Here is a 19,038-nt window from a genome sequence, read left to right on the forward strand (position 1 = left end):
CGACGCGGTCGGCCGACCGCTAGGGCGATCCTGCCAGCCCGCGCCGACGGGCGTCCGCCAGCCCGGGCAGGCCGTGCACGCGGCAGCAGGACGACGACGTCAGGACGACGGCGGCTTCCAGCGCGGGTCGACCTCGGAGTAGGTGGTCGCGGTCTGCCCCAGCGGCTGGGCGGGGCCGGGCGGTGCCGGCCAGCTGCCGCCCAGACCGGCCGGTCCGGGGTAGGACGGGGGCGCCCACTGCTCCACCGGGCGGCGGCGTCCGCGCAGCCGCGGGTAGGGCGCCCGCCCGGTCGGGGTGACGACCGCGAGCGGCCGGTGCCGCTCCACCACCCCGAGCAGCTCGTGCTCGCGGTCCACCCCGGCCTGGTCGACCAGGCCGCGGGTGAGCGAGTCGCGCAGGTAGGCGAGCTCGGTGAGGCTGACCTGCAGCACGATCGTCGACCAGAACGAGCGCGGGCCCCGCCACAGCGCGTGCCACAGCGCCCGCATCCGGGTGCGCAGCCGGCTCACCGCGACCGCGTCCTCCTCGCGCAGCCAGCCCGCCCGCACGTAGTCCTCCAGCCGCGCCCGCACGCTGCGGCCCTCGCGGAACAGCTGGCGGACGATGAACCCGATGGCGCTGGCCAGCAGCAGCAGCGCGCCACCCCAGAGCAGCAGCAGCTGCGGCCCCTGCACCAGCGTGGAGGAGGCGTTGAACATCATGTGCAGCAGGGCCGCGGCGAGGAACCCGATCAGCGGCGCCAGCACCCGGAAGAGCTTGCTCTTGGCCCGCACCGCCACCGCGAGCCCGATCCCGGCGCACATGGTGAACAGCGGGTGCGCGAACGGCGTCATCACCCCGCGCAGGAAGAAGATCTCCTGCAGCACCTGGTCGGGGTCCTGCTGGCCGAAGGTCTGCGCGGCGTACCGGTAGGCGCGTCCGTAGTAGAGGATGTTCTCGGTGAAGGCGAAGCCGGCGCCTGAGAGCCCGGCGAGGATGATCCCCGACAGCCGGTTGACCCACCGGTAGCGCAGCAGGATCGCGATGAAGAAAAGGATCGTCGCCTTCGTCGACTCCTCCACGAACGGCGCCACGAACACCGCCGCCCGGGCGCTGGAGGCCGGATCGCCGTCGCCCATCACGGCCAGGTGGGAGGCCGCCCAGGTGTTGATCTGGGCGGAGAGGAAGGTGGAGACGAAGGCGCCCCAGCCGAGCGCGACCAGCCAGAACGCCACCCGCGCCCAGACGTAGACCGGACGCCAGCGGTCGGCCCAGAAGTACAGCAGCGTGATCGGCACCAGGCTGTAGGCGGCGTAGCGGGCCACCAGCGGGATGACGTCGGTGCCGAGCCCGATCAGGGTGCCGCCGGGCACCTCGCGGTCGGGCACCATCTGGTACCACATCAGCACGCCGCAGACGATGAAGAGCACGAACGCCGCCACCGTCAGCCACAGCATCGGGTTCGTGAGGAGGCGTCGCGCCAGGTCGCCCCGGCGCGGGACCGGCAGGCCGTTGCGCCGACGTGCGCGCCGCCGATCGACGTCGCCGTGGGAGGCCTGCACCGACATGCGGGCCAGCGTACAAGGGCCCCGGCCACCCCCCGCCCGGCCGCGACGCCCTCCGGCCGCCGCCGCGCCGGCCGTCAGCCGTCGGCCGGGCCCGGCCCGGGCCCGACCTCCGCGGCCAGCTCGACCAGCAGCTCGGCGACCGCCCGCGGGCGGCTGAGATGGACGCAGTGGCTGCCGTCGATCTCGACCGGCCGGAGACCCAGCCGCTCAGCCGCCACCCGGCGCTGCAGGGCGGGCGGGAGGAAGCGGTCCTCCCGGCAGAGGACGACCCTGGTCGGCACGTCCGGCCAGGCCGCCAGCGGCCACGGGGCCGCCATCGCGGCCGCCGACGGGTGGTCGCGCTCGCGGACCATCGCCTCCTCCGCCAGTGGGCGGGGCACGTCGTGCAGGTAGGCGACGTACGGGTCGTCGTGCCCGGTCAGCCCGCCGTCGAGGGCGGCCTGCTCCTCGACCGCCCGCGCGTAGCCGGTGTTCTCCCACCACCGCCCGGGCGGCTCGCCCGGGGCCGGGACCATCGCGGCCAGCAGCACGAGCAGGCGTGCCGGCAGCCGGTCGGCGACCAGGGTGGCGGTGAAGGCGCCGAAGGAGTGGCCCAGGACGACGAGGTCGCTCCGGTCCCCGACCGCCTCGACCACGGCCGTGGCGTAGTCGTGGAGGGTCGGCGTCTCGTCGTCGGCGGGCAGGTCGGGTGCGACCGCGTCGTGGCCGAGGGCCTGCAGCTCGTCCGCCACCCGGTGCCAGGCCCAGCCGCTGTCGCCGGCGCCGTGGACCAGCACGAACGTGCTCACCCGCCGTCCTCCCGGCCTCCGGACCTCCCCCGGTCCCGCCCCAGCTGGGGCAGCAGCGGGACGACCACCGCGACCCCGATGGAGAGACCCCCGACCGTCAGCACCCACGGACGGGACGTCCAGCGCGGCGGTGCCCAGACCGAGCACCAGGGCGCTGGCGACGAAGGCAGCAGCCTCAGGTGGTACCGCCGCCCGCCGTCCATGGCCGTTCCCTTCTCCGCCGGCGACCGGCGCCACGTCGTCGTGCCCGCGGGTGCCACCCCGCCCGGCGCCCCCGGCAGGACTCGAACCTGCGACCAAGAGATTAGAAGGCTCCTGCTCTATCCGCTGAGCTACAGGGGCCAGACACCTGACCTTCACGGTACCGCAGCGTTGGGCTTGGCCCAGTGCGTCGCGGCCGCTGGCCGGTGTCGGTGCCGCCGCTCGCTGGGCGTCCGCAGCGCCACGCCACCGGGACCGCCCGGCAACACGATGACGGCGGCGGGGACGACCACCGCCAGCGGCCCGCAGGTCGGGACCTCTGGCTCGCCCCAGGTCAGCCGACATCGCCCCAGCGGTCCACCGACGAGCCCGGAGCCCCGCCCTCACTGCTCGGGGTGCAGCTCCATCGACTCCAGCACGCGGCGCTCCAGCTCCGGGTCGTGGACGGGGGTGAGGATCGACACCGCGACCGCCTGCGGGTAGGGATACCGGGCGGCGACCACCCACGTCCCCGACACCTGGCCACCGTCGGGGGAGTCGACCGTGAAGCGCGTGAGCTGACCGGTCGTGGCGCCCTCGATGCTCACCTCGCGGATCTCGACGACCTCGAAGCCGTCGAGGCCCGGGGCGAGCTGGGCCTGCCCGATGAGGGTGGAGGCAGCCTCCGAGGCGGTGGCGTACTCGCCCAGCAACCCCGACAGCTGGATCTGCTCGACCGAGTCCGGCCCCTGCTGGAAGCCCGCGGTCCACGGCTCCTGCACCTCGATCGGTGTCGCCCACGCCGCTGGGCGGTCGACCGACAACCGGCCGGTCTCCTCCCGGACGTAGCGGGCGTCCTCCGGGTCGGTGCAGGCCGTCAATCCCAGCACACCCAGGCAGAGCAGCAGGGCCGACCACCGCACCAGCCATCCTCGAGGCATGACGTCCTCTCCTCCGCGCGTGGCGGTCCGACGAGCCGCGTCCGGCCCGGACGATACCTCCTGCGGGGGCGACGTTGCCGTCGCTCGAGGGCCTCGCAGCCCTGGCGCGCTGTGGTCGGGGCACGCCCCGCGCCCGGCTGACGGCGCAGCGCGCCGACCGCTAGCGTGAGCCGCGCCCCGATCCCGACCTCGACGGAGAGCCCCATGACGACCTCCAGCGGCGCCCCCACCGACCTCGCCCCCTCCCTGCGCTGGGCGGTGCTCGGCGCCGGACGCATCTCGCGCACCTTCGCCGACCAGCTCCCCCGCAGCAGCACCGGACGGCTGGTGCGGGTCGGCAGCCGCGACGCCTCCCGGGCAGCCGAGATGGCCGGCGAGCTCGGCGTGACGGCCGGCAGCTACGAGGAGGTGCTGGCCGACCCCGAGGTCGACGCCGTCTACGTCGGCACCGTGCACACCACCCACGCCGAGCTGGCCGTGGCGGCGCTGCGGGCCGGCAAGCACGTGCTGTGCGAGAAGCCGATGGCGCCCACCCACGCCGAGGTGATGACCATGGTCGACACCGCCCGGGCCACCGGCCGGGTGCTGGTGGAGGCCTTCATGTACCGCTTCCACCCCCAGACCCGCCGGCTCCTGCAGCTCGTCGGCGAGGGCGCGATCGGGCAGGTGCTGCACGTCGACGCCGCCTTCGGCTTCGCCACCAGCGCCACCGGTGGACGCCTCCTCGACCCGGCCCTGGCCGGCGGGGCGATCCTGGACGTCGGCTGCTACCCGGTCTCGATGGCCCGCGCCGTGGTGGCCGCCGCCCGCGGCACCGCGGTCGCCGACCCGGTCGCGGTCACCGGCGGCGGGACGCTCGAGCGCGGCGTCGACGCCTGGGCCGTCGGCCGGCTCGACTTCGGCGACGTCACCGCCACCGTCCGCACCGGCGTCCGGCTGGCCGAGAGCGGCGTCGTCGTGCACGGCACCCGCGGCAGCATCCGGGTGCAGGACCCGTGGACCATCGGCCCGGAGCAGTCGCTGACCATCACGGTGGTCGGCCAGGAGCCGGTGGTCGAGCGGTTCGAGGGCGAGGCCTCCTACGCGCTGGAGGCCGACGGTCTCGCTGCGGCGGTCGGCACCGGCGACAGCCGGGTGATGAGCCAGGCCGACAGCCTCGGCAACGCCCGGGTGCTCGACCAGTGGCGCGCCGCGCTCGGGCTGGTCTACCCCTTCGAGACCCACGACGCCCCCTTCCCCGCGCCGCTGGTCGCCCCGCTGCGGCGCGGCGTCGACGTGGACGGCAGCCCGGGCCGGATGCGCCACGGCCGGATCCCCGGGGTGGACAAGGACGTCTCCCGGCTGGTGATGGGCTGCGACAACCAGCAGACCCCCGCCCACGCGGCCGCCATGTTCGACTCCTTCTTCGCCGCCGGCGGCACCACCTTCGACACCGCCTGGCTCTACGGCGGCGGCCGGCAGGAGGAGCTGCTCGGCCGCTGGGTGCGCGAGCGCGGCGTCCGCGACGAAGTGGTCATCATCACCAAGGGCGCGCACAGCCCGCACTGCGACCCCGAGTCGATCAGCCGCCAGCTGCTGGAGTCGCTGGAGCGCCAGGGCACCGAGTTCGCCGACATCTACCTGATGCACCGCGACAACCCGGAGGTGCCGGTCGGGGAGTTCGTGGACGTCCTCGACGAGCACGCGAAGGCCGGTCGGATCGGCGTCTTCGGCGGATCCAACTGGACGCCGGCCCGCTTCGACGAGGCGAACGCCTACGCCGAGGCCAACGGCCGGCAGGGGTTCACCGTGCTGAGCAACCACTTCGGCCTGGCCGAGGCCCTCGACGTGCCGTGGAAGGGCTGCGAGCACGCCACCGACCGGGCGTCCAAGCAGTGGCTGGCCGAGCGGAAGGTGACCCTGCTGCCCTGGTCGAGCCAGGCCCGCGGCTTCTTCACCGGCCGGGCCCACCCCGACGACCACAGCGACCCCGAGCTGGTGCGCTGCTACTACAGCGAGGACAACTTCGAGCGGCTGCGCCGGGCCGAGAGCCTGGCCGCCGAGCTGGGGGTGCCGACCACGGCGGTGGCGCTGGCCTTCGTGCTGCACCAGGAGTTCCCGACGTTCGCGCTGATCGGGCCGCGCAGCATCGCCGAGACCCGCTCCTCGATGGCGGCGCTGGACGTCGAGCTCACCCCCGAGCAGCGGGCCTGGCTCGACCTGCTCTGAGCGGACGTCGCGGTGGGCGGGACGCGGTCGGCGTCCCGCCCACCGTGCGTCCCGGGCCGGTCAGACGTCCTGCGGGACGCCCTCGACCAGCAGGTAGCGCCGGTCGAACGCGGTCTGCGCCAGCTCGAGGGAGGGCGCGTACTCCGCGGAGTGGTAGAAGGTGCGGGCCGCCTCCAGGGAGTCGAACTCGATGACGACCCAGCCGGTGCCGTCGGGGTCCGGCTCACCCTCGAGCACCTCAGCCTGCCCGCCGCGGACCAGGTAGCGGCCCCCGGCGGCGGCCACCACCTCCGCGGCCTGTCGCAGGTACTCACTCGCCTGGTCGGCGTCGACGACGGTGCGGCGCACCAGCACGTATCCCTTGGCAGTCATGGACGCACCCTGGCACAGCGGCGGCGCGGCGCCGGTCGGCGTCCGGCTCAGCCGACCTCGGCCGAGCGGCCGTCCCGCAGCGCGACGACGTCCCCGCGCACCAGCTGACGGCCCCGCCGGGTCTCCACCTCGTCGTTGACCAGCACCACCCCGTCGGCGAGCAGCCCCTTGGCCTCCGCGCCGGAGTCGATGAGGTTGGCCAGCTTGAGGAACTGCCCCAGCCGGATCTCCCCGCTCACCGGCACCACCTCGCGCTCAGGCACCCGGCGCCTCCGTCCCGGGGTCGGAGATCGGCGCGGCTGCGTCTGGGCTGCTCATGGGCCCACCGTACGACCGCCCCGACCCGGCGCGCCGACGCTCCCTAGACTCGGGCGCCATGAGCTCCCCCCAGCCCCGCCGCAGCCAGGAGGTCGCCGCCGCGCTCAGCGCCGCCGGGGTGGAGGCCGAGATCCGCCACCTCGACGACTCCACCCGCACCGCGGTCGAGGCCGCCCGGGCGCTGGGCTGCGAGGTGGGCCAGATCGCCAGCTCGCTGGTGTTCATGAGCGGCGACGAGCCGGTGCTGGTGCTGACCAGCGGACGCCACCGGGTGCAGACCGAGCTGGTCGACGAGCTGCTCGAGCTGGCCGAGCCGCTGCGCCGGGCGAGCCCTGAGGAGGTCCGCGCCGCCACCGGGCAGGCCATCGGCGGGGTCGCCCCGGTCGGGCACCCGCGGCCGCTGCGCACCGTGGTCGACCGGGCGCTGTTCGAGCACGCACGCGTCTACGCCGCGGCCGGGACGCCGCACTCGATCGTCCCGCTCACGCCCGAGCAGCTGGTGCAGCTCACCCGTGGTGTGGTGGGCGACGTCGGCCCGTGACCGTCCCGTGAACCGCTGGCGGCCCTCACCGACCTTCCTCCTCACCGCCTACGGCCCGACGCTGCTGGCCTCGATGGGCATCGGGGCCATCACCCCGCTGGTGGCGCTGACCGCCCGCGACCTCGGCTCCGGCGTCGGTGTGGCCGCCTTCGTCGTCGCCCTGCTCGGCATCGGCCAGCTCTGCGGCGACCTGCCGGCGGGGGTGCTGGCCGACCGGCTGGGTGAGAAGCGGGCGCTGGTGCTGGCCTGCCTGCTCGAGGCCGCCAGCCTGGCCGTGGCCTGCGTCGCCCCGGACGTCGTGGTGCTGGGTGCGGCGGTGTTCGCGGCCGGGGTGGCGAGCTCGGTGCTCGGGCTGGCCCGGCAGTCCTACTTCACCGTGGCCGTCCCCGCCGCCTACCGGGCCCGCGCGCTCTCCGGGCTGGGCGGCAGCCTGCGGATGGGGTTCCTCGTCGGGCCACTGGTGGGGGCGGGGCTGATCGCCGCGTTCGACCTGTGGGCCGCCTACGCCTTCGCCGCCCTGATGAGCCTCTTCGCCGGGCTGGTCACCCTCGCCCTGCCCGATCTGCCCAGCACCGGACGACCGAGCGGGCCGGCGCCGCGGGTGGCGCTGCGCGAGGTGCTGTGGCAGCACCGCCGGGTGCTCGCCACGGTCGGCGTCGGCTCGCTGCTCATCATGATGGTGCGGGCGTCGCGGCAGTCGATCATCCCGCTGTGGGCCGACTCCCAGGGCGTCGACCCGGCCGTCACCAGCATCATCTTCGGCATCTCCGGGGCGATGGACATGCTGATGTTCTTCCCCGGCGGCTGGATCATGGACCGGTTCGGACGGCTGTGGGTGGCCGCCCCGGCGACGGCGGTCATCGGGGTGGGGATGCTGCTGCTGCCGCTGACCTCCACGGTCGTCACCATCGCCGCGGTCGCGCTGCTGATGGGGCTGGGCAACGGGATCAGCTCCGGGGTGGTGATGACCATGGGCTCCGACGCCTCCCCCGCGGTCGGGCGCTCGCAGTTCCTCTCCGGCTGGCGGCTCTTCGCCGACGCCGGCACCAGCCTCGGCCCGCTCCTGATCACCCTCGTCGCCGGGCTGGCCTCCCTCGGGGCCGCCTCGCTCACCGTCGGGGCGCTCGCCCTGCTCGGCACCGGCTGGCTGGTGCGCTGGGTGCCCCGCCGTCGGCGTCCGGCCGGGTGAGGCTCCCCTAGAGTGGTCGCGATGAACCAGAACCTGGTGTGGATCGACTGCGAGATGACCGGGCTCGACCTCGAGCGGGACGCGCTGGTCGAGGTCGCGGCCCTCGTCACCGACAGCGACCTCAACGTGCTCGGTGAGGGCATCGACGTCGTCATCAAGCCGCCGGCCTCCGCGCTGGAGCAGATGGGCGACTTCGTCCGCGAGATGCACACCTCCTCGGGTCTGCTGGCCCAGCTCGAGCACGGCCTGGAGCTGGCCGAGGCGGAGCGGCGCGTGCTCGAGCACATCCGCCAGTACGTCCCCGAGGCCCGCAAGGCGCCGCTGGCCGGCAACACCATCGGCACCGACCGCGCCTTCCTGCTGCGGCAGATGCCCCAGCTGGAGGCGCACGTGCACTACCGCAACGTCGACGTCTCCTCACTCAAGGAGCTGGCCCGGCGCTGGTACCCGCGGATCTACTTCAACAGCCCGGCCAAGGGCGGCAACCACCGGGCGCTGGCCGACATCCAGGAGTCGATCGAGGAGCTGCGCTACTACCGCGACACCCTCTTCGTCGCCCCGCCGGGGCCCGACACCGCGACCTGCCGCGACCTGGCCCGCCAGCACGCCGGATCGCTGACGGGTCTGGAGGCGGTCGAGGTCACCGAGGAGACCGAGCAGAGCACCGGCACCTGAGCCGGCGCCCCGCCGGGAAGCCGATTTCACGGCGGGTGCCCTTCTGGTTAGACTGTGCCAGCCGTCGCCCGGTCCGCCGGGTGTCGTGGTGGGTGTAGCTCAGTTGGCAGAGCACCTGGTTGTGGTCCAGGGGGCCGCGGGTTCAAGTCCCGTCATCCACCCCAGCAGCACGAGGTCCGGGTACGCGGCCGGGGACGACCCCCGGCCGGGTGCCCGGACCTTCGTCGTCCCTCCCCCACCCTGCACGGTCGCCCAGCGGGGGTGCCCGACTGGCGGGAGCACCGCCCCGGACGCCGCCAGGGTGGCTAGCGTCGGGCCGACCACCCCACCGTCGATCGGGCACGCCCGGGTCCGGAGCCGCCAGTGACGCACCAGTCTGCGGGCACCCGTCCCGGGCCCGCGAGCACCCGGGCTGCCCGGCTGCGGCCGGTCTCGGCGGGGATCGTCTCCGCCCTGGTGGGCTTCACCAGCTCCTTCGTCGTGGTGCTGAGCGGGCTCGCGGGTGTCGGCGCCGACCCCGACCAGGCTGCGAGCGGGCTGCTGGCGGCCAGCGTGACGATGGGGCTCGGCAGCATCGTCCTCGCCTGGCGCACCCGGATGCCCGTCACCGTCGCCTGGTCCACCCCGGGTGCTGCACTGCTGGCCTCCACCGGCACGGTGCCGGGCGGCTGGCCGGCCGCCGTCGGGGCCTTCCTCGTCACCGGGGCGCTGATCGTGCTCACCGGCCTGCTGCCGTGGCTGGGTGCGCTGATCACCCGGATCCCCACCTCGGTGGCGCAGGCGATGCTCGCCGGGGTGCTGCTGCAGCTCTGCCTCGGCCCGGTCACCGGGCTGGCCGAGAACCCGGTGGCGGTCGCCCCGGTGGTGCTGGTCTGGCTGCTCGCGCTGCGGTGGCTGCCCCGGTGGGCGGCCCCGCTGGCCTTCCTCACCGCCGCCGTCGTCATCGCCGTGCACGTCATCCGCTCCGGCGTGGTGGTCGACGCCGCCGCGCTGCTGCCGCGGGTCGAGCTGACCACGCCCACGTTCACCCTCGGCGGGCTGGTCGGCATCGCGCTGCCGCTCTACCTGGTGACGATGGCCTCGCAGAACGTGCCCGGCGTGGCGGTGATGAAGGGGCTCGGCTACCAGGTGCCGTGGCGGTCCTCGATGCTCGTCACCGGGGCGGGCACCCTGCTCGGGGCCCCGGCCGGAGGGCACGCGATCAACCTGGCCGCGATCAGCGCCGCCCTCGCCGCCGGTCCGGAGGCCGGGCCGGACCGCTCCCGCCGCTGGCTCGCCAGCCTCAGCGCGGGTGTGGTGCTGGTCGGGCTGGGCATCGCCTCGGCGGCGTTCGGCACCCTAGTGCTGCTGGCACCGGTCGGGGTGGTCGCCGCCGTCGCCGGGCTCGCGCTGCTCGGCACCCTCGCCTCCTCGCTCAAGGCCGCCCTCGACGAGCCGGCCGACGTCGTCCCGGCCGCCGTCACCTTCGTCACGGCCGCCTCGGGCATCGCCGTCGCCGGCGTCAGCGCCGCCTTCTGGGCCCTGCTGGCCGGGCTCGCGGTGCGGGCCGTGCTGCGGCTCCGGAGCTCTGGCGCGCCTGCGCACTGAGCTGCGTCCTCGTCGCGCCGGGCGCGGGAAGAGCTGCGTGACAACCGCCGTAACGGTCCTGTTAAGCGCTCCTGGAACCCTCGACCGGCCGCCACGGCACCCGTATGTTGTATACAACATACGCACCGATCGTCGCTGAGCGGCGTTCCGAACGGAGGAATCCGATGAAGAGGACCGTCCGCAGCGCCGCCGCGCTCGTGCTGGCCGCGCTGCTCGTCGCCACCGCCGCCTGCTCCAGCGAGCCCGAGGTCGCCGCTGGTCCGGCGGTCGTGCCGCCGCCGAGCACCCTGGTCGAGGAGGGCGAGCTGACCTACGGTGTCGCCGCCACCTTCCCCCCGTTCGAGTACAAGGACGGCACCGACCTCACCGGCTTCGACGTCGACATGGCTGAGAGCCTGGCTGGGTACATGGGCCTGACGCCGGCCCCGCTGGACGTCGACTTCGACGGGCTCATCCCGGCTCTCGGCGGTCAGCGCATCGACGTCATCAACTCGGCCATGTACATCAACGAGGAGCGCTCGACCCAGGTCGACTTCGTCCCCTACCTCGTGGTCGGCGAGGCGCTCCTGGTGCCCAAGGGCAACCCCGCTGGCATCACCACCATCCCCGACGACCTCTCCGGCAAGACCATCGCCGTCACCCGCGGAGCGATCGGGGAGACCTACATGAACGAGTTCAACACCGAGCTCGAGGCCAAGGGCCTGGCGCCGATGACCGTGATGACCCTGCCGACCAACCAGGACGCCCTGCTCGCGGTCACCTCGGGCCGCGCCGACGGGTTCGACACCTCCACCCCCGGTGCCGCGTACACGCTGACCGAGCGGCCGGACTCCTTCGACATCGCCGGCACCTTCGCGCTGGGCACCCAGATCGGGATCGCGGTCCGCAAGGGCGACACCGAGACGAAGGCCGCAATCGAGGCCTCGCTGCGAAAGCTGGTCGACGACGGCACCTACGCCGAGTTGATCGAGCGCTACAACCTGCCGCCGGAGTCCAGCCTCTTCGCTGGCGCCGGCGCCGCACCTGATCCCGGCACGGAGGACTGAGGTGCAGCTCCTCGAGTACGTCTTCTCGGCGGCGTTCGTCAGCGCCATGCTCGTCACGCTGGCGCTGACCGTCCTCTCGATGGCCCTCGGCGTCCTCGGCGGCCTGCTGCTGGCCCTGGCCGGCGGCTCCCGGTTCCGGGTGGTCCGCCTGCTGGTGCACGGCTACGTGTGGCTGTTCCGCGGCACCCCGGTCCTGCTGCAGCTCATCTTCGTGTTCAACGTGCTGCCGCTCGTCGGACTGCGGTTCGACTCCTTCAGCTGCGCGATCATCGCCCTGAGCCTCAACGAGGCGGCCTACATGGCCGAGATCATCCGCGGCGGTCTCCTTGCGGTGGACCGGGGCCAGCGCACCGCTTCCCACATGCTCGGGCTGACCCGGTTCCAGACGTTGCGCTACGTCGTGCTGCCCCAGATGGTGCGGCTGGCTCTGCCCCCGACCGGCAACCAGCTGATCGGAATGCTCAAGACGTCCGCGCTGGCCTCGGTCGTCGCCGTGCAGGACCTGCTCCTTGTGGCCCAGCGCACCGCGGCCGGGAACTTCGACTACGTCAACACCCTGCTTGCCGCCGCCGTGCACTACCTGCTGCTGACCACTCTGTGCACCTTGTTGATCAACGCCGTCGAGAACCGGTTGGACGTCGGCCGGAAGTCCGGTCGGCGGCAGCGCCGGGAGACCCGCGCCCTGGCGACGGCAGGAGGACGATGATGCCCGAGAACCTGATCGAAGCCCAGCAGATCACCAAAAGGTACGCCTCCACCACCGTCCTCTCCGATGTCGACCTGCACATCCGGCGCGGTGAGTGCCTGGTGCTGGTGGGGCCCTCGGGTGCCGGCAAGTCCACCGCGCTGCGCTGTCTGGCCGGCCTGGAGAAGCTCGACGCCGGCTCGGTGGTCTTCCAGGGCGAGACCTTCGTCACCCCAACCGGCACCCGGCGCCACCTCGGCGGCGCCATCGGGATGGTCTTCCAGCAGTTCAACCTGTTCCCCCATCTCAGCGTGATCGAGAACGTCGTGCTGGCCCCCCGCCGGGTCCGTCGGCTGCCGCTGCCCGAGGCGCGCGCCAAGGCCGAGCAGCTGCTCGACCTGGTGGGCCTCGCCAACCGGCGTGACTACTACCCGCACGAGCTGTCCGGTGGGCAGCAGCAGCGGGTCGCCATCGCCCGGGCCCTGGCCATGGAGCCGACGTTGATGCTCTTCGACGAACCCACCAGCTCCCTCGATCCCGAGCACACCCGCGAGGTCCTGAGGGTGATGAAGCAGGTCGTCGACCTCGGCATGACGGTGGCGGTGGTCACCCACGAGATGTCCTTCGCCCGGCAGAGCGCCGACCGTGTCGTCTTCATGGACGACGGGAGGGTGCTGGAGGAAGCTCCCACCGAGCGCTTCTTCGCCGACCCGCAGACCGAGCGTGCCCGCAGCTTCCTCAGCCAGGAGGCCTGGTGAGCACGCCCGCCGCCCCGCCCACCTGGCGCAAGCAGGACTGGGCGTACGAGCAGCTGCGGGAGTGGATCATTGTGGGTCGGCTCGGGTACGGGGACCGGCTGGATGAGGCGTCCTTGGCCGAGGAGCTGCGGATCAGCCGGATCCCGCTGCGCCATGCGCTCTCGCGGCTGGCGTCGGAGGGTCTGCTCATCGACCGCCCGCACCGCAGCCTGCTGGTGGCGCCGATGTCGCGGGAGGACGCCGAGGACGTCTACGCCGGCCGCACCGCGCTCGAGGTGCTGCTGGCCACCCGAGCCACCGAGCGCGCGGGGACCGAGGACGTCGAGCGGGTCCGGCGGGTGCTGGCCGTCCAGACCGAGCACATCGCGGCGGGACGGCTCGAGGACTCCCGCCACGACGACCGCAACTTCCACGCGGCGATGTACGAGTCGGCGCGGATGACCTCCACCTTCGCCGCCCTCCAGCGGCTCCGGCTGCTCAGCGAGCGCTACATCCACCTCTACCTCAAGCAGCCGGCCCGGTTGCAGGACTCGGTGCAGCAGCACCACGCCATCTTCGACGCCTTCGCGGCCGGGGACGGCGCCCGAGCGGCCCAGCTGACCGAGCGCCACGTGACCGAGGGCATCGAAGTGCTCCGCACCCTCCTCTGAGGCCGCTTCCCCTCGCACCCGACCACCACCCACCAGCCACCACCCACAAGGAGAACCGTGTCCCACCTGCCCACCGCCCTCGCCCGCCTCGACCTTCCCGAGATGCAGCGCCACATCGGGTCCTCGGTCCGCGAGGCCGAGCGCGAGCTCGAGCAGGCGCCAGGGCCACACGACCTGGTCGACGCCACCTACGCCGACACCCACCGTTTCCCGCCCCCGGAGTGGACGACCGAGACCCTCCTCCGGGCCTCCACCGGTGGGGGGATGACCTACACCCCGTACCGCGGGGACGCCGGGGTGCGGGGGGCGGTCGCGCAGAACCTGCGCGAGGTGCTCGGGCTGCCCGCCGTCGACGGCGTCGAGCCGATCCTCACCCCCGGCACCCAGGGGGCGCTGTTCGTCGCGCTGGCCTCGGTGCTCGAGCCGGGGGACGTCGTCCTGCTGCCGGACCCCGACTACCTGTCAACCGAACGGATGCTGCGCTGGTTCGGCGCGGAGGTGGTGCGCATCCCGATGCGCTTCCCCGAGGCCGACGGCCGTCCGGTGCTCGACGCGGAGGCGCTCGCCGCAGCGGCAGCCCGGGGTCCCCGGCTGCTCGTCTTCTCCCACCCCAACAACCCGACCGGCATGGTCTACGCCGACACGACGCTCACCCAGATCGCCGAGCTAGCGGTGCAGCACGACTTCACGGTGCTGGCCGACCAGCTGTACTGCCGACTGGTTTACGACGGCGAGGCCTTCACCCACCTGGCCAACCTGCCCGGGATGTCGGAGCGGACGATCACCCTGCTCGGGCCGTCGAAGACGGAGTCGATGTCGGGCTTCCGGCTCGGCGTCGCGCTGGCCCCGGATGCGCTGGTGGACCGGATGGAGGACGTCCAGTCCTGCACCGCCCTGCGGGCCCCGGCCTACGCCCAGCACCTGCTCACGCGCTGGCTCGCCGACGACCAGGACTACCTGCGGCTGCGGGTCAAGGAGTACCAGGCCCTGCGCGACACCACCGTGGCCACCCTCAACGGCTCCGGGCTAATGCGGGTGCGCCCGTCCTACGGCACCTCCTACGTCTTCCCGGAGGTGCTCACCGACGTCGGCGACCGCGAGCTGTCGCTGCGGCTGAAGGCGGATGCCGGCGTCGTGGTGAACCCCGGGTACCAGTTCGGTGAGGCGGGGTTGGGCCACCTGCGGCTCTGCTTCGCGCAGGACGAGCAGGTCTGGGAGGCCGCCCTGGGGCGGATCCTCGACGTGGTGGGTCGGTACCCGCTGCGATGAGGTGCCTCGACCTCGGTGCCGCGGCCACCGACCCGGCCGTCGCCCCCGGCGCGGCCGCTCCCCGGCCCGGCCGGCTGCGTCCGTGGCGGCTGCGGTGGTGGACCGTGCGCCACCGACTCGCCAGCCCGCTCGACCACGCCTCCGCCCGCGCCGAGCACCTAGAGTCGCTCGTCCTGGTGGTCGACTTCGCCGAGGGCGTCCCGGGTCGGGCGGAGGTCCGCACGAACGGGACCTACGCCACCGGTGAGGACACGGGCACCGTCCTCTCCGCGCTGACCGGTACGGCCTGCACCGGGCGGCAGGTCGACGAGGTGCTGGCGGACCTGCTTCCCGCATCAAGGCTCGCCGCTATGGCCCTCGACGTCGCCGCCCACGACGCGGCGGGCCGTCTGACGGGACAGCCGCTGCACCGGCTGCTCGGCGGGTCGGGCCCCGTCCGCTGGCCCACCCACGCACAGATCCCCTTCGGCACCGTCGCGGCGGCCGGAGAACGGGCCAGCCGCGCCGTCGCCGCGGGCTTCGGGCGGGTGAAGATCCGTGTCGGCGGGGACGTCGATCACGACCTTACGCGGGTCTCGGCCGTGCGCCGCGCCGTCGGCTCCGAGGTCGAGCTGCTCACCGACGCCAACGCCGCATGGGACGTCCGCGGTGCCGTCCGGGCCGCGGAGGGCCTGGCCAGGCTGGACGTCGCCTGGCTCGAGCAGCCCGTCGCCTCCATGACGGACCTGGCCCGGGTGGGCGCCGCCTCACCGGTCCCGGTGCGGGCCGACGAGTCCGCCCGCGACGCCGACTCGGTCCGGGCCCTGGCCGGGACGGTCGCCGGCGTCCACCTCAAGCTCGAGAAGGCCGGCACCGTCGCACGGCTGCGCGAAGCCGTGACCGCAGCGCGCGAGGTGGGCCTGGCCGTGGCGCTCGGCCAGATGGACCAGGGCCGGCTGGGCTGCGCTGCCACCACCGCGTTGGCCGTCGGGCTCGATGTGGCCGAGGCCGAGCTGTGGGGGTGCGCCGACATCCGTCCTGCCGACGACGTCGCCACCGGCCTGCCCCTGGTCGACGGTTCGGTCCTGGTGCCCACCGGTCCCGGACTGGGCGTCGACCTGCACCTCGACACCACACCGACAGGAGAGCTCCCGTGATCACCACCGACCGATCGACCGCCCCCGTCGCCGCGACGGACGCGCTCGACGTCGTCGCCCTTACCCAGCAACTCGTCGCCGTCGACTCCACCAACCCTGGTGGTGACGAGGTCGCGGCACTGGACGTCCTGGGCGGCTGGTTCGCCGCTCGCGGTCTGCAGGTGGAGGTCGACCGCTACCGCGACGGGCACGCCAACCTGGTCGTGCCGGTCGACTTCGGCCCGGGCCCCACGCTGATGCTCAACTCCCACATCGACGTCGTCCCGGCCGGCAGCGGCTGGAGGCAGCCACCCTTCGCACCGAGCGTCGTCGACGGACGCCTGTACGGCCGCGGCAGCGCCGACGCCAAGGGCAGTCTCGCCGCGATGGCGGTGGCGCTGCTGCAACTCGTCGAGGAGCGGGCTGAGCTGGACGGCACCGTGGTCTTCACCGCCGTCGGGGACGAGGAGGCCGGCAGCACCGGCGCCCGCCACCTGGTGCAGGGGCTGCACCCGGACGCCTGCGTCGTGGGCGAGCCAACGGGCCTGCAGCTGCTGTCGGCGCACAAGGGCTCTGTGCGGCCGGTGGTCGAGGTCCGCGGCGTGCCTGCCCATGCCGCCACCCCGCACCAGGGCGTCAACGCGGTCGAGGGCGCCGCACTGCTGCTCGGCAGGCTGCGCAGGTTGTCCGAGCAGCTGCTCGAGCGTAACCACCCGCTGACCGGTGGTCCCACCATGACGCCGGTGCTGATCGACGGCGGGGAGGCACCCAACGCCGTCCCGGAGCGCTGCCGGATCACCCTCGACCGACGGCTGGTCCCTGGTGAGTCGGATGCGGACGCCCTGGCGGAGGTGCAGCAGGTGCTCGACTCCTTCACCGCCGAGCACCCGCGCTGGCAGGCCTCGGTGGTCGCGTGCGCGCCCAGCACCGGCGGGCCGTCGGAGACCCCCCGCGACCACCCGTTCGTCGCCACCGCGCTCGCGGCGATGGAGTCGGTCGGCGAACGGACCGATCTCGGCGGGCTGGTCGTCAACTGCGACATGACCACCTTCCGCGCCGCCGACATCCCGACGGTGGTCGTGGGCCCCGGCACGCTGGCGGTGATGCACGCGATCGACGAGCACGTCGAGGTCGACCAGCTGCAGCGGGCGGTCGCGGTGCACCGCGCGATCATCGAGCATTACCTGGGGTCCGGGCGGTGAGGCTCGCCCTGGCCCAGTGCGCGGCACTGCCCGACGCCGCACCGGGCGACCAGGCGGTCCGGGCCGCGGTCGCGGCGGTGGCCGACGCCGTGGCCGAGGCGGCGGGACGAGGTGCGGACCTGCTCGCCACCAGCGAGCTGGTGATCGGCGGCTACCGCGCCGACCGGTTGCACCGCGGTGAGCTCGACACGGTGCTGGACGGGCCCGACGACGCCCGGCTGCAGCCGCTGCGCGAGGCCGTCCGCACCCACCGGCTGGACACGCTGGTCGGGGCGGCCGTCGCCACCGGGAGCGGTGTACACAACGCCCTGCTGCTGCTCACCGCCGACGGCTCCGTGCGCACCGTCTTCGCCAAGGTCCACCTGTGGGGGCCCGAACGCACGGTCTTCACCGCCGGGCAGGGCCCGGTGCTGCTCGAGCACAGCGGCCTGCGCACCGGACTCGGCATCTGCTACGACGCCGGTTTCCCCGAGTACGCGCGGGCGCTGGCCCGCCATGCCGACCTGCTGCTGTTCAGCTCGGCCTACGCCACCGGCGAGGAAGAACGCCGCTACGACGTCTACCACCCCGCCCGGGCCCTGGAGTCGGGCGTGCACGTCGCGGTCGTCAACGCCGTCGGGAGGCAGGGTGGCGCCGAGCTCTTCGGCCGCAGTCAGCACCTCGACCCCTGGGGACGGGTCGTCGCTGAAGCCGGCCCCACCCCCGGTGTGCTGGTCACCGACGTCGACGTCGCAGCCGTCCGCGAGGCCCGTGCCGACCTCACCTACCTGGCAGACCTGCACCCGCAGTACCGAGTCACCACCGTCGGAAGGACCTCACGATGACCCCCGTCTTCACCCGCGAGGAGCAGGAGCAGCGCCTGCAGCGCTTCCAGACCGCCCTGCAGCAGCAGTCGCTCGACCTGGCCGTGGTCAACACCCCGGAGAACATTTGCTGGCTCACCGGGCACGAGACCTCCGGCTACTACACCTACCAGTGCCTGGTCGTCCCGGCCGACGGCGAGCCCACCCTCCTGCTGCGGGAGACCGAGGTCGTCAACGGCGAGCAGACGACGTACCTCTCCGACGTCCGCGGCTTCGCCGACGTCGAGGACCCGCTCCAGCGGACCTCCGAGTTGGTGCGCGAGCACGGCGGCGGAGCGAGGGTGGGACTCGAGTCGCGGTCCTGGTTCTTCGTGCCCGAGCACCACGCCCGGCTGACCGCCCTGCTAGACGGTGCAGAGGTGGTCGCGGTGGACCAGCTCGTGGCCCAGCTCCGCGTCGTCAAGTCCGCCGCCGAGATCGACCGGCTCCGGGCTGCCGCGGCCATCACGAACGCCGGCGTCCGGGCTGCCGCCCTCGCGGCCGTGCCCGGGGCACGAGAGCGCGACGTCGCCGCGGTCGCGCTGTCCACCATGGTCTCGGCCGGCTCGGAGTACCTGGGGATGGAGCCGTTCGTGGCCTCCGGCCCACGCGCCGGCAACATCCACGCCTCGTGGTCGGACCGGGTGATCCACGAAGGCGAGGGGGTGCTGCTGGAGATGGCTGCCTCGGTCGGGCGCTACCACGCACCGCTGATGCACACGGTGTGGAGCGGTGACCTGGATCCGCAGGCGGCGGCGATGGCCGAGGCCTGCCAGGCGGCCCGGGACGCCACCGTCGCGCTGGTCCGGCCCGGGCACACGCCCGCGGAGGCGCACGCCCGTTGCCGGGAAACCATCGACTCCTTCGGGCTGCTGCACACTTACCGCAAGCGCAGCGGGTACTCCGTCGGGATCGCCTTCGCCCCGGACTGGGGCGAGGGGCACATCCTCTCGCTGCAGGAGACCGAGCACCGGCAGTTCCAGCCCGGCATGGTGGTCCACGTGGTGCCGACGCTCCGGCTGGCCGGACGGGCCGGTCAGGGCTTCTCCGCCACCGTGCTGGTGACCGCGGGGGAGCCCGAGGTGCTCACCCGCTGCGACGCCCGTCCGGGATCCGAGGGGTGA

Annotated in this window: 19 protein-coding genes and 2 tRNA genes; 15 read left to right on the forward strand and 6 right to left on the reverse strand. The window is 73.6% G+C overall.

Annotated features, from left to right (window positions below):
- Positions 1-99 precede the first annotated feature (99 nt).
- The 4 genes from DT076_RS11950 to DT076_RS11965 form a co-directional block, all read right to left on the reverse strand.
- Positions 100-1,548, reverse strand: coding sequence for a PrsW family intramembrane metalloprotease (locus DT076_RS11950; RefSeq protein WP_114126919.1), 1,449 nt, complete (start codon positions 1,546-1,548; stop codon positions 100-102).
- A gap of 74 nt (positions 1,549-1,622) precedes the next feature.
- Positions 1,623-2,336: an alpha/beta fold hydrolase gene (locus DT076_RS11955; RefSeq protein ID WP_114126920.1), complete on the reverse strand. Its 714-nt coding sequence runs from the start codon at positions 2,334-2,336 to the stop codon at positions 1,623-1,625.
- A 269-nt stretch (positions 2,337-2,605) separates the two neighbouring features.
- Positions 2,606-2,678, reverse strand: a tRNA-Arg gene (locus tag DT076_RS11960).
- Between the two features lie 242 nt (positions 2,679-2,920).
- Positions 2,921-3,457 carry a hypothetical protein gene (locus DT076_RS11965; RefSeq protein WP_147264138.1) on the reverse strand — a complete coding sequence of 179 codons (537 nt, stop codon included), beginning with the start codon at positions 3,455-3,457 and terminating at the stop codon, positions 2,921-2,923.
- Positions 3,458-3,661: 204 nt separating this feature from the next.
- Between DT076_RS11965 and DT076_RS11970 the strand changes: the two genes are divergently transcribed.
- Entirely contained in the window at positions 3,662-5,665 is a 2,004-nt protein-coding gene (locus DT076_RS11970; RefSeq protein ID WP_114126922.1) for an aldo/keto reductase, read from the forward strand.
- A gap of 60 nt (positions 5,666-5,725) precedes the next feature.
- Here DT076_RS11970 and DT076_RS11975 read toward each other — a convergent pair whose 3' ends face one another.
- A complete protein-coding gene (locus DT076_RS11975; protein WP_114126923.1) occupies positions 5,726-6,037 on the reverse strand; it encodes a DUF1330 domain-containing protein in 312 nt (103 codons plus the stop codon).
- 47 nt (positions 6,038-6,084) lie between these two features.
- Positions 6,085-6,300: an RNA-binding S4 domain-containing protein gene (locus tag DT076_RS11980; RefSeq protein ID WP_114126924.1), complete on the reverse strand. Its 216-nt coding sequence runs from the start codon at positions 6,298-6,300 to the stop codon at positions 6,085-6,087.
- A 113-nt stretch (positions 6,301-6,413) separates the two neighbouring features.
- Between DT076_RS11980 and DT076_RS11985 the strand changes: the two genes are divergently transcribed.
- From DT076_RS11985 to DT076_RS12050, 14 genes are all read left to right on the forward strand, one after another.
- Positions 6,414-6,896 carry a YbaK/EbsC family protein gene (locus DT076_RS11985; RefSeq protein ID WP_114126925.1) on the forward strand — a complete coding sequence of 161 codons (483 nt, stop codon included), beginning with the start codon at positions 6,414-6,416 and terminating at the stop codon, positions 6,894-6,896.
- A 7-nt stretch (positions 6,897-6,903) separates the two neighbouring features.
- Positions 6,904-8,085 carry an MFS transporter gene (locus tag DT076_RS11990; protein ID WP_233493908.1) on the forward strand — a complete coding sequence of 394 codons (1,182 nt, stop codon included), beginning with the start codon at positions 6,904-6,906 and terminating at the stop codon, positions 8,083-8,085.
- A 21-nt stretch (positions 8,086-8,106) separates the two neighbouring features.
- Positions 8,107-8,760 (forward strand): oligoribonuclease, encoded by a 654-nt coding sequence (gene orn / locus DT076_RS11995; protein ID WP_114126926.1) that lies wholly within the window; start codon positions 8,107-8,109, stop codon positions 8,758-8,760.
- Between the two features lie 88 nt (positions 8,761-8,848).
- Positions 8,849-8,924: transfer RNA gene (locus DT076_RS12000), tRNA-His, on the forward strand.
- Between the two features lie 199 nt (positions 8,925-9,123).
- On the forward strand, positions 9,124-10,347 hold the full coding sequence (locus DT076_RS12005; RefSeq protein ID WP_114126927.1) for a benzoate/H(+) symporter BenE family transporter: 1,224 nt from the start codon (positions 9,124-9,126) through the stop codon (positions 10,345-10,347).
- Between the two features lie 164 nt (positions 10,348-10,511).
- On the forward strand, positions 10,512-11,393 hold the full coding sequence (locus DT076_RS12010) for an ABC transporter substrate-binding protein (RefSeq protein WP_114126928.1): 882 nt from the start codon (positions 10,512-10,514) through the stop codon (positions 11,391-11,393).
- A gap of 1 nt (position 11,394) precedes the next feature.
- The gene (locus DT076_RS12015; RefSeq protein WP_114126929.1) at positions 11,395-12,099 is read left to right on the forward strand and encodes an amino acid ABC transporter permease; all 705 of its coding nucleotides are present in this window, start codon (positions 11,395-11,397) and stop codon (positions 12,097-12,099) included.
- Positions 12,099-12,836: an amino acid ABC transporter ATP-binding protein gene (locus DT076_RS12020; RefSeq protein ID WP_233493909.1), complete on the forward strand. Its 738-nt coding sequence runs from the start codon at positions 12,099-12,101 to the stop codon at positions 12,834-12,836. The genes DT076_RS12015 and DT076_RS12020 overlap by 1 nt, the downstream gene beginning before the upstream one ends.
- Complete coding sequence (locus tag DT076_RS12025; protein ID WP_114126931.1) at positions 12,833-13,486, forward strand: GntR family transcriptional regulator; 654 nt, start codon at positions 12,833-12,835, stop codon at positions 13,484-13,486. Before DT076_RS12020 ends, DT076_RS12025 begins: the two co-directional genes overlap by 4 nt.
- A 57-nt stretch (positions 13,487-13,543) precedes the next feature.
- On the forward strand, positions 13,544-14,755 hold the full coding sequence (locus DT076_RS12030; RefSeq protein ID WP_114126932.1) for a pyridoxal phosphate-dependent aminotransferase: 1,212 nt from the start codon (positions 13,544-13,546) through the stop codon (positions 14,753-14,755).
- Positions 14,752-15,891 carry a mandelate racemase/muconate lactonizing enzyme family protein gene (locus DT076_RS12035; RefSeq protein WP_114126933.1) on the forward strand — a complete coding sequence of 380 codons (1,140 nt, stop codon included), beginning with the start codon at positions 14,752-14,754 and terminating at the stop codon, positions 15,889-15,891. The genes DT076_RS12030 and DT076_RS12035 overlap by 4 nt, the downstream gene beginning before the upstream one ends.
- Entirely contained in the window at positions 15,888-17,072 is a 1,185-nt protein-coding gene (locus DT076_RS12040) for a M20 family metallopeptidase (RefSeq protein WP_233493910.1), read from the forward strand. The genes DT076_RS12035 and DT076_RS12040 overlap by 4 nt, the downstream gene beginning before the upstream one ends.
- A complete protein-coding gene (locus DT076_RS12045) occupies positions 17,069-17,896 on the forward strand; it encodes a carbon-nitrogen hydrolase family protein (protein ID WP_114126934.1) in 828 nt (275 codons plus the stop codon). The genes DT076_RS12040 and DT076_RS12045 overlap by 4 nt, the downstream gene beginning before the upstream one ends.
- Complete coding sequence (locus DT076_RS12050) at positions 17,893-19,038, forward strand: M24 family metallopeptidase (RefSeq protein WP_114126935.1); 1,146 nt, start codon at positions 17,893-17,895, stop codon at positions 19,036-19,038. The genes DT076_RS12045 and DT076_RS12050 overlap by 4 nt, the downstream gene beginning before the upstream one ends.

It is taken from the genome of Desertihabitans brevis (genome assembly GCF_003327535.1).
Lineage (GTDB): Bacteria > Actinomycetota > Actinomycetes > Propionibacteriales > Propionibacteriaceae > Desertihabitans > Desertihabitans brevis.

Coding starts and splice junctions, on each gene's coding strand:
- DT076_RS11950 (WP_114126919.1), bottom strand. CDS start 1,548: ATGTCGGTGCAGGCCTCCCACGGCGACGTCGATCGGCGGCGCGCACGT.
- DT076_RS11965 (WP_147264138.1), bottom strand. CDS start 3,457: ATGCCTCGAGGATGGCTGGTGCGGTGGTCGGCCCTGCTGCTCTGCCTG.
- DT076_RS11970 (WP_114126922.1), top strand. CDS start 3,662: ATGACGACCTCCAGCGGCGCCCCCACCGACCTCGCCCCCTCCCTGCGC.
- DT076_RS11975 (WP_114126923.1), bottom strand. CDS start 6,037: ATGACTGCCAAGGGATACGTGCTGGTGCGCCGCACCGTCGTCGACGCC.
- DT076_RS11985 (WP_114126925.1), top strand. CDS start 6,414: ATGAGCTCCCCCCAGCCCCGCCGCAGCCAGGAGGTCGCCGCCGCGCTC.
- orn (WP_114126926.1), top strand. CDS start 8,107: ATGAACCAGAACCTGGTGTGGATCGACTGCGAGATGACCGGGCTCGAC.
- DT076_RS12010 (WP_114126928.1), top strand. CDS start 10,512: ATGAAGAGGACCGTCCGCAGCGCCGCCGCGCTCGTGCTGGCCGCGCTG.
- DT076_RS12020 (WP_233493909.1), top strand. CDS start 12,099: ATGCCCGAGAACCTGATCGAAGCCCAGCAGATCACCAAAAGGTACGCC.
- DT076_RS12035 (WP_114126933.1), top strand. CDS start 14,752: ATGAGGTGCCTCGACCTCGGTGCCGCGGCCACCGACCCGGCCGTCGCC.
- DT076_RS12050 (WP_114126935.1), top strand. CDS start 17,893: ATGACCCCCGTCTTCACCCGCGAGGAGCAGGAGCAGCGCCTGCAGCGC.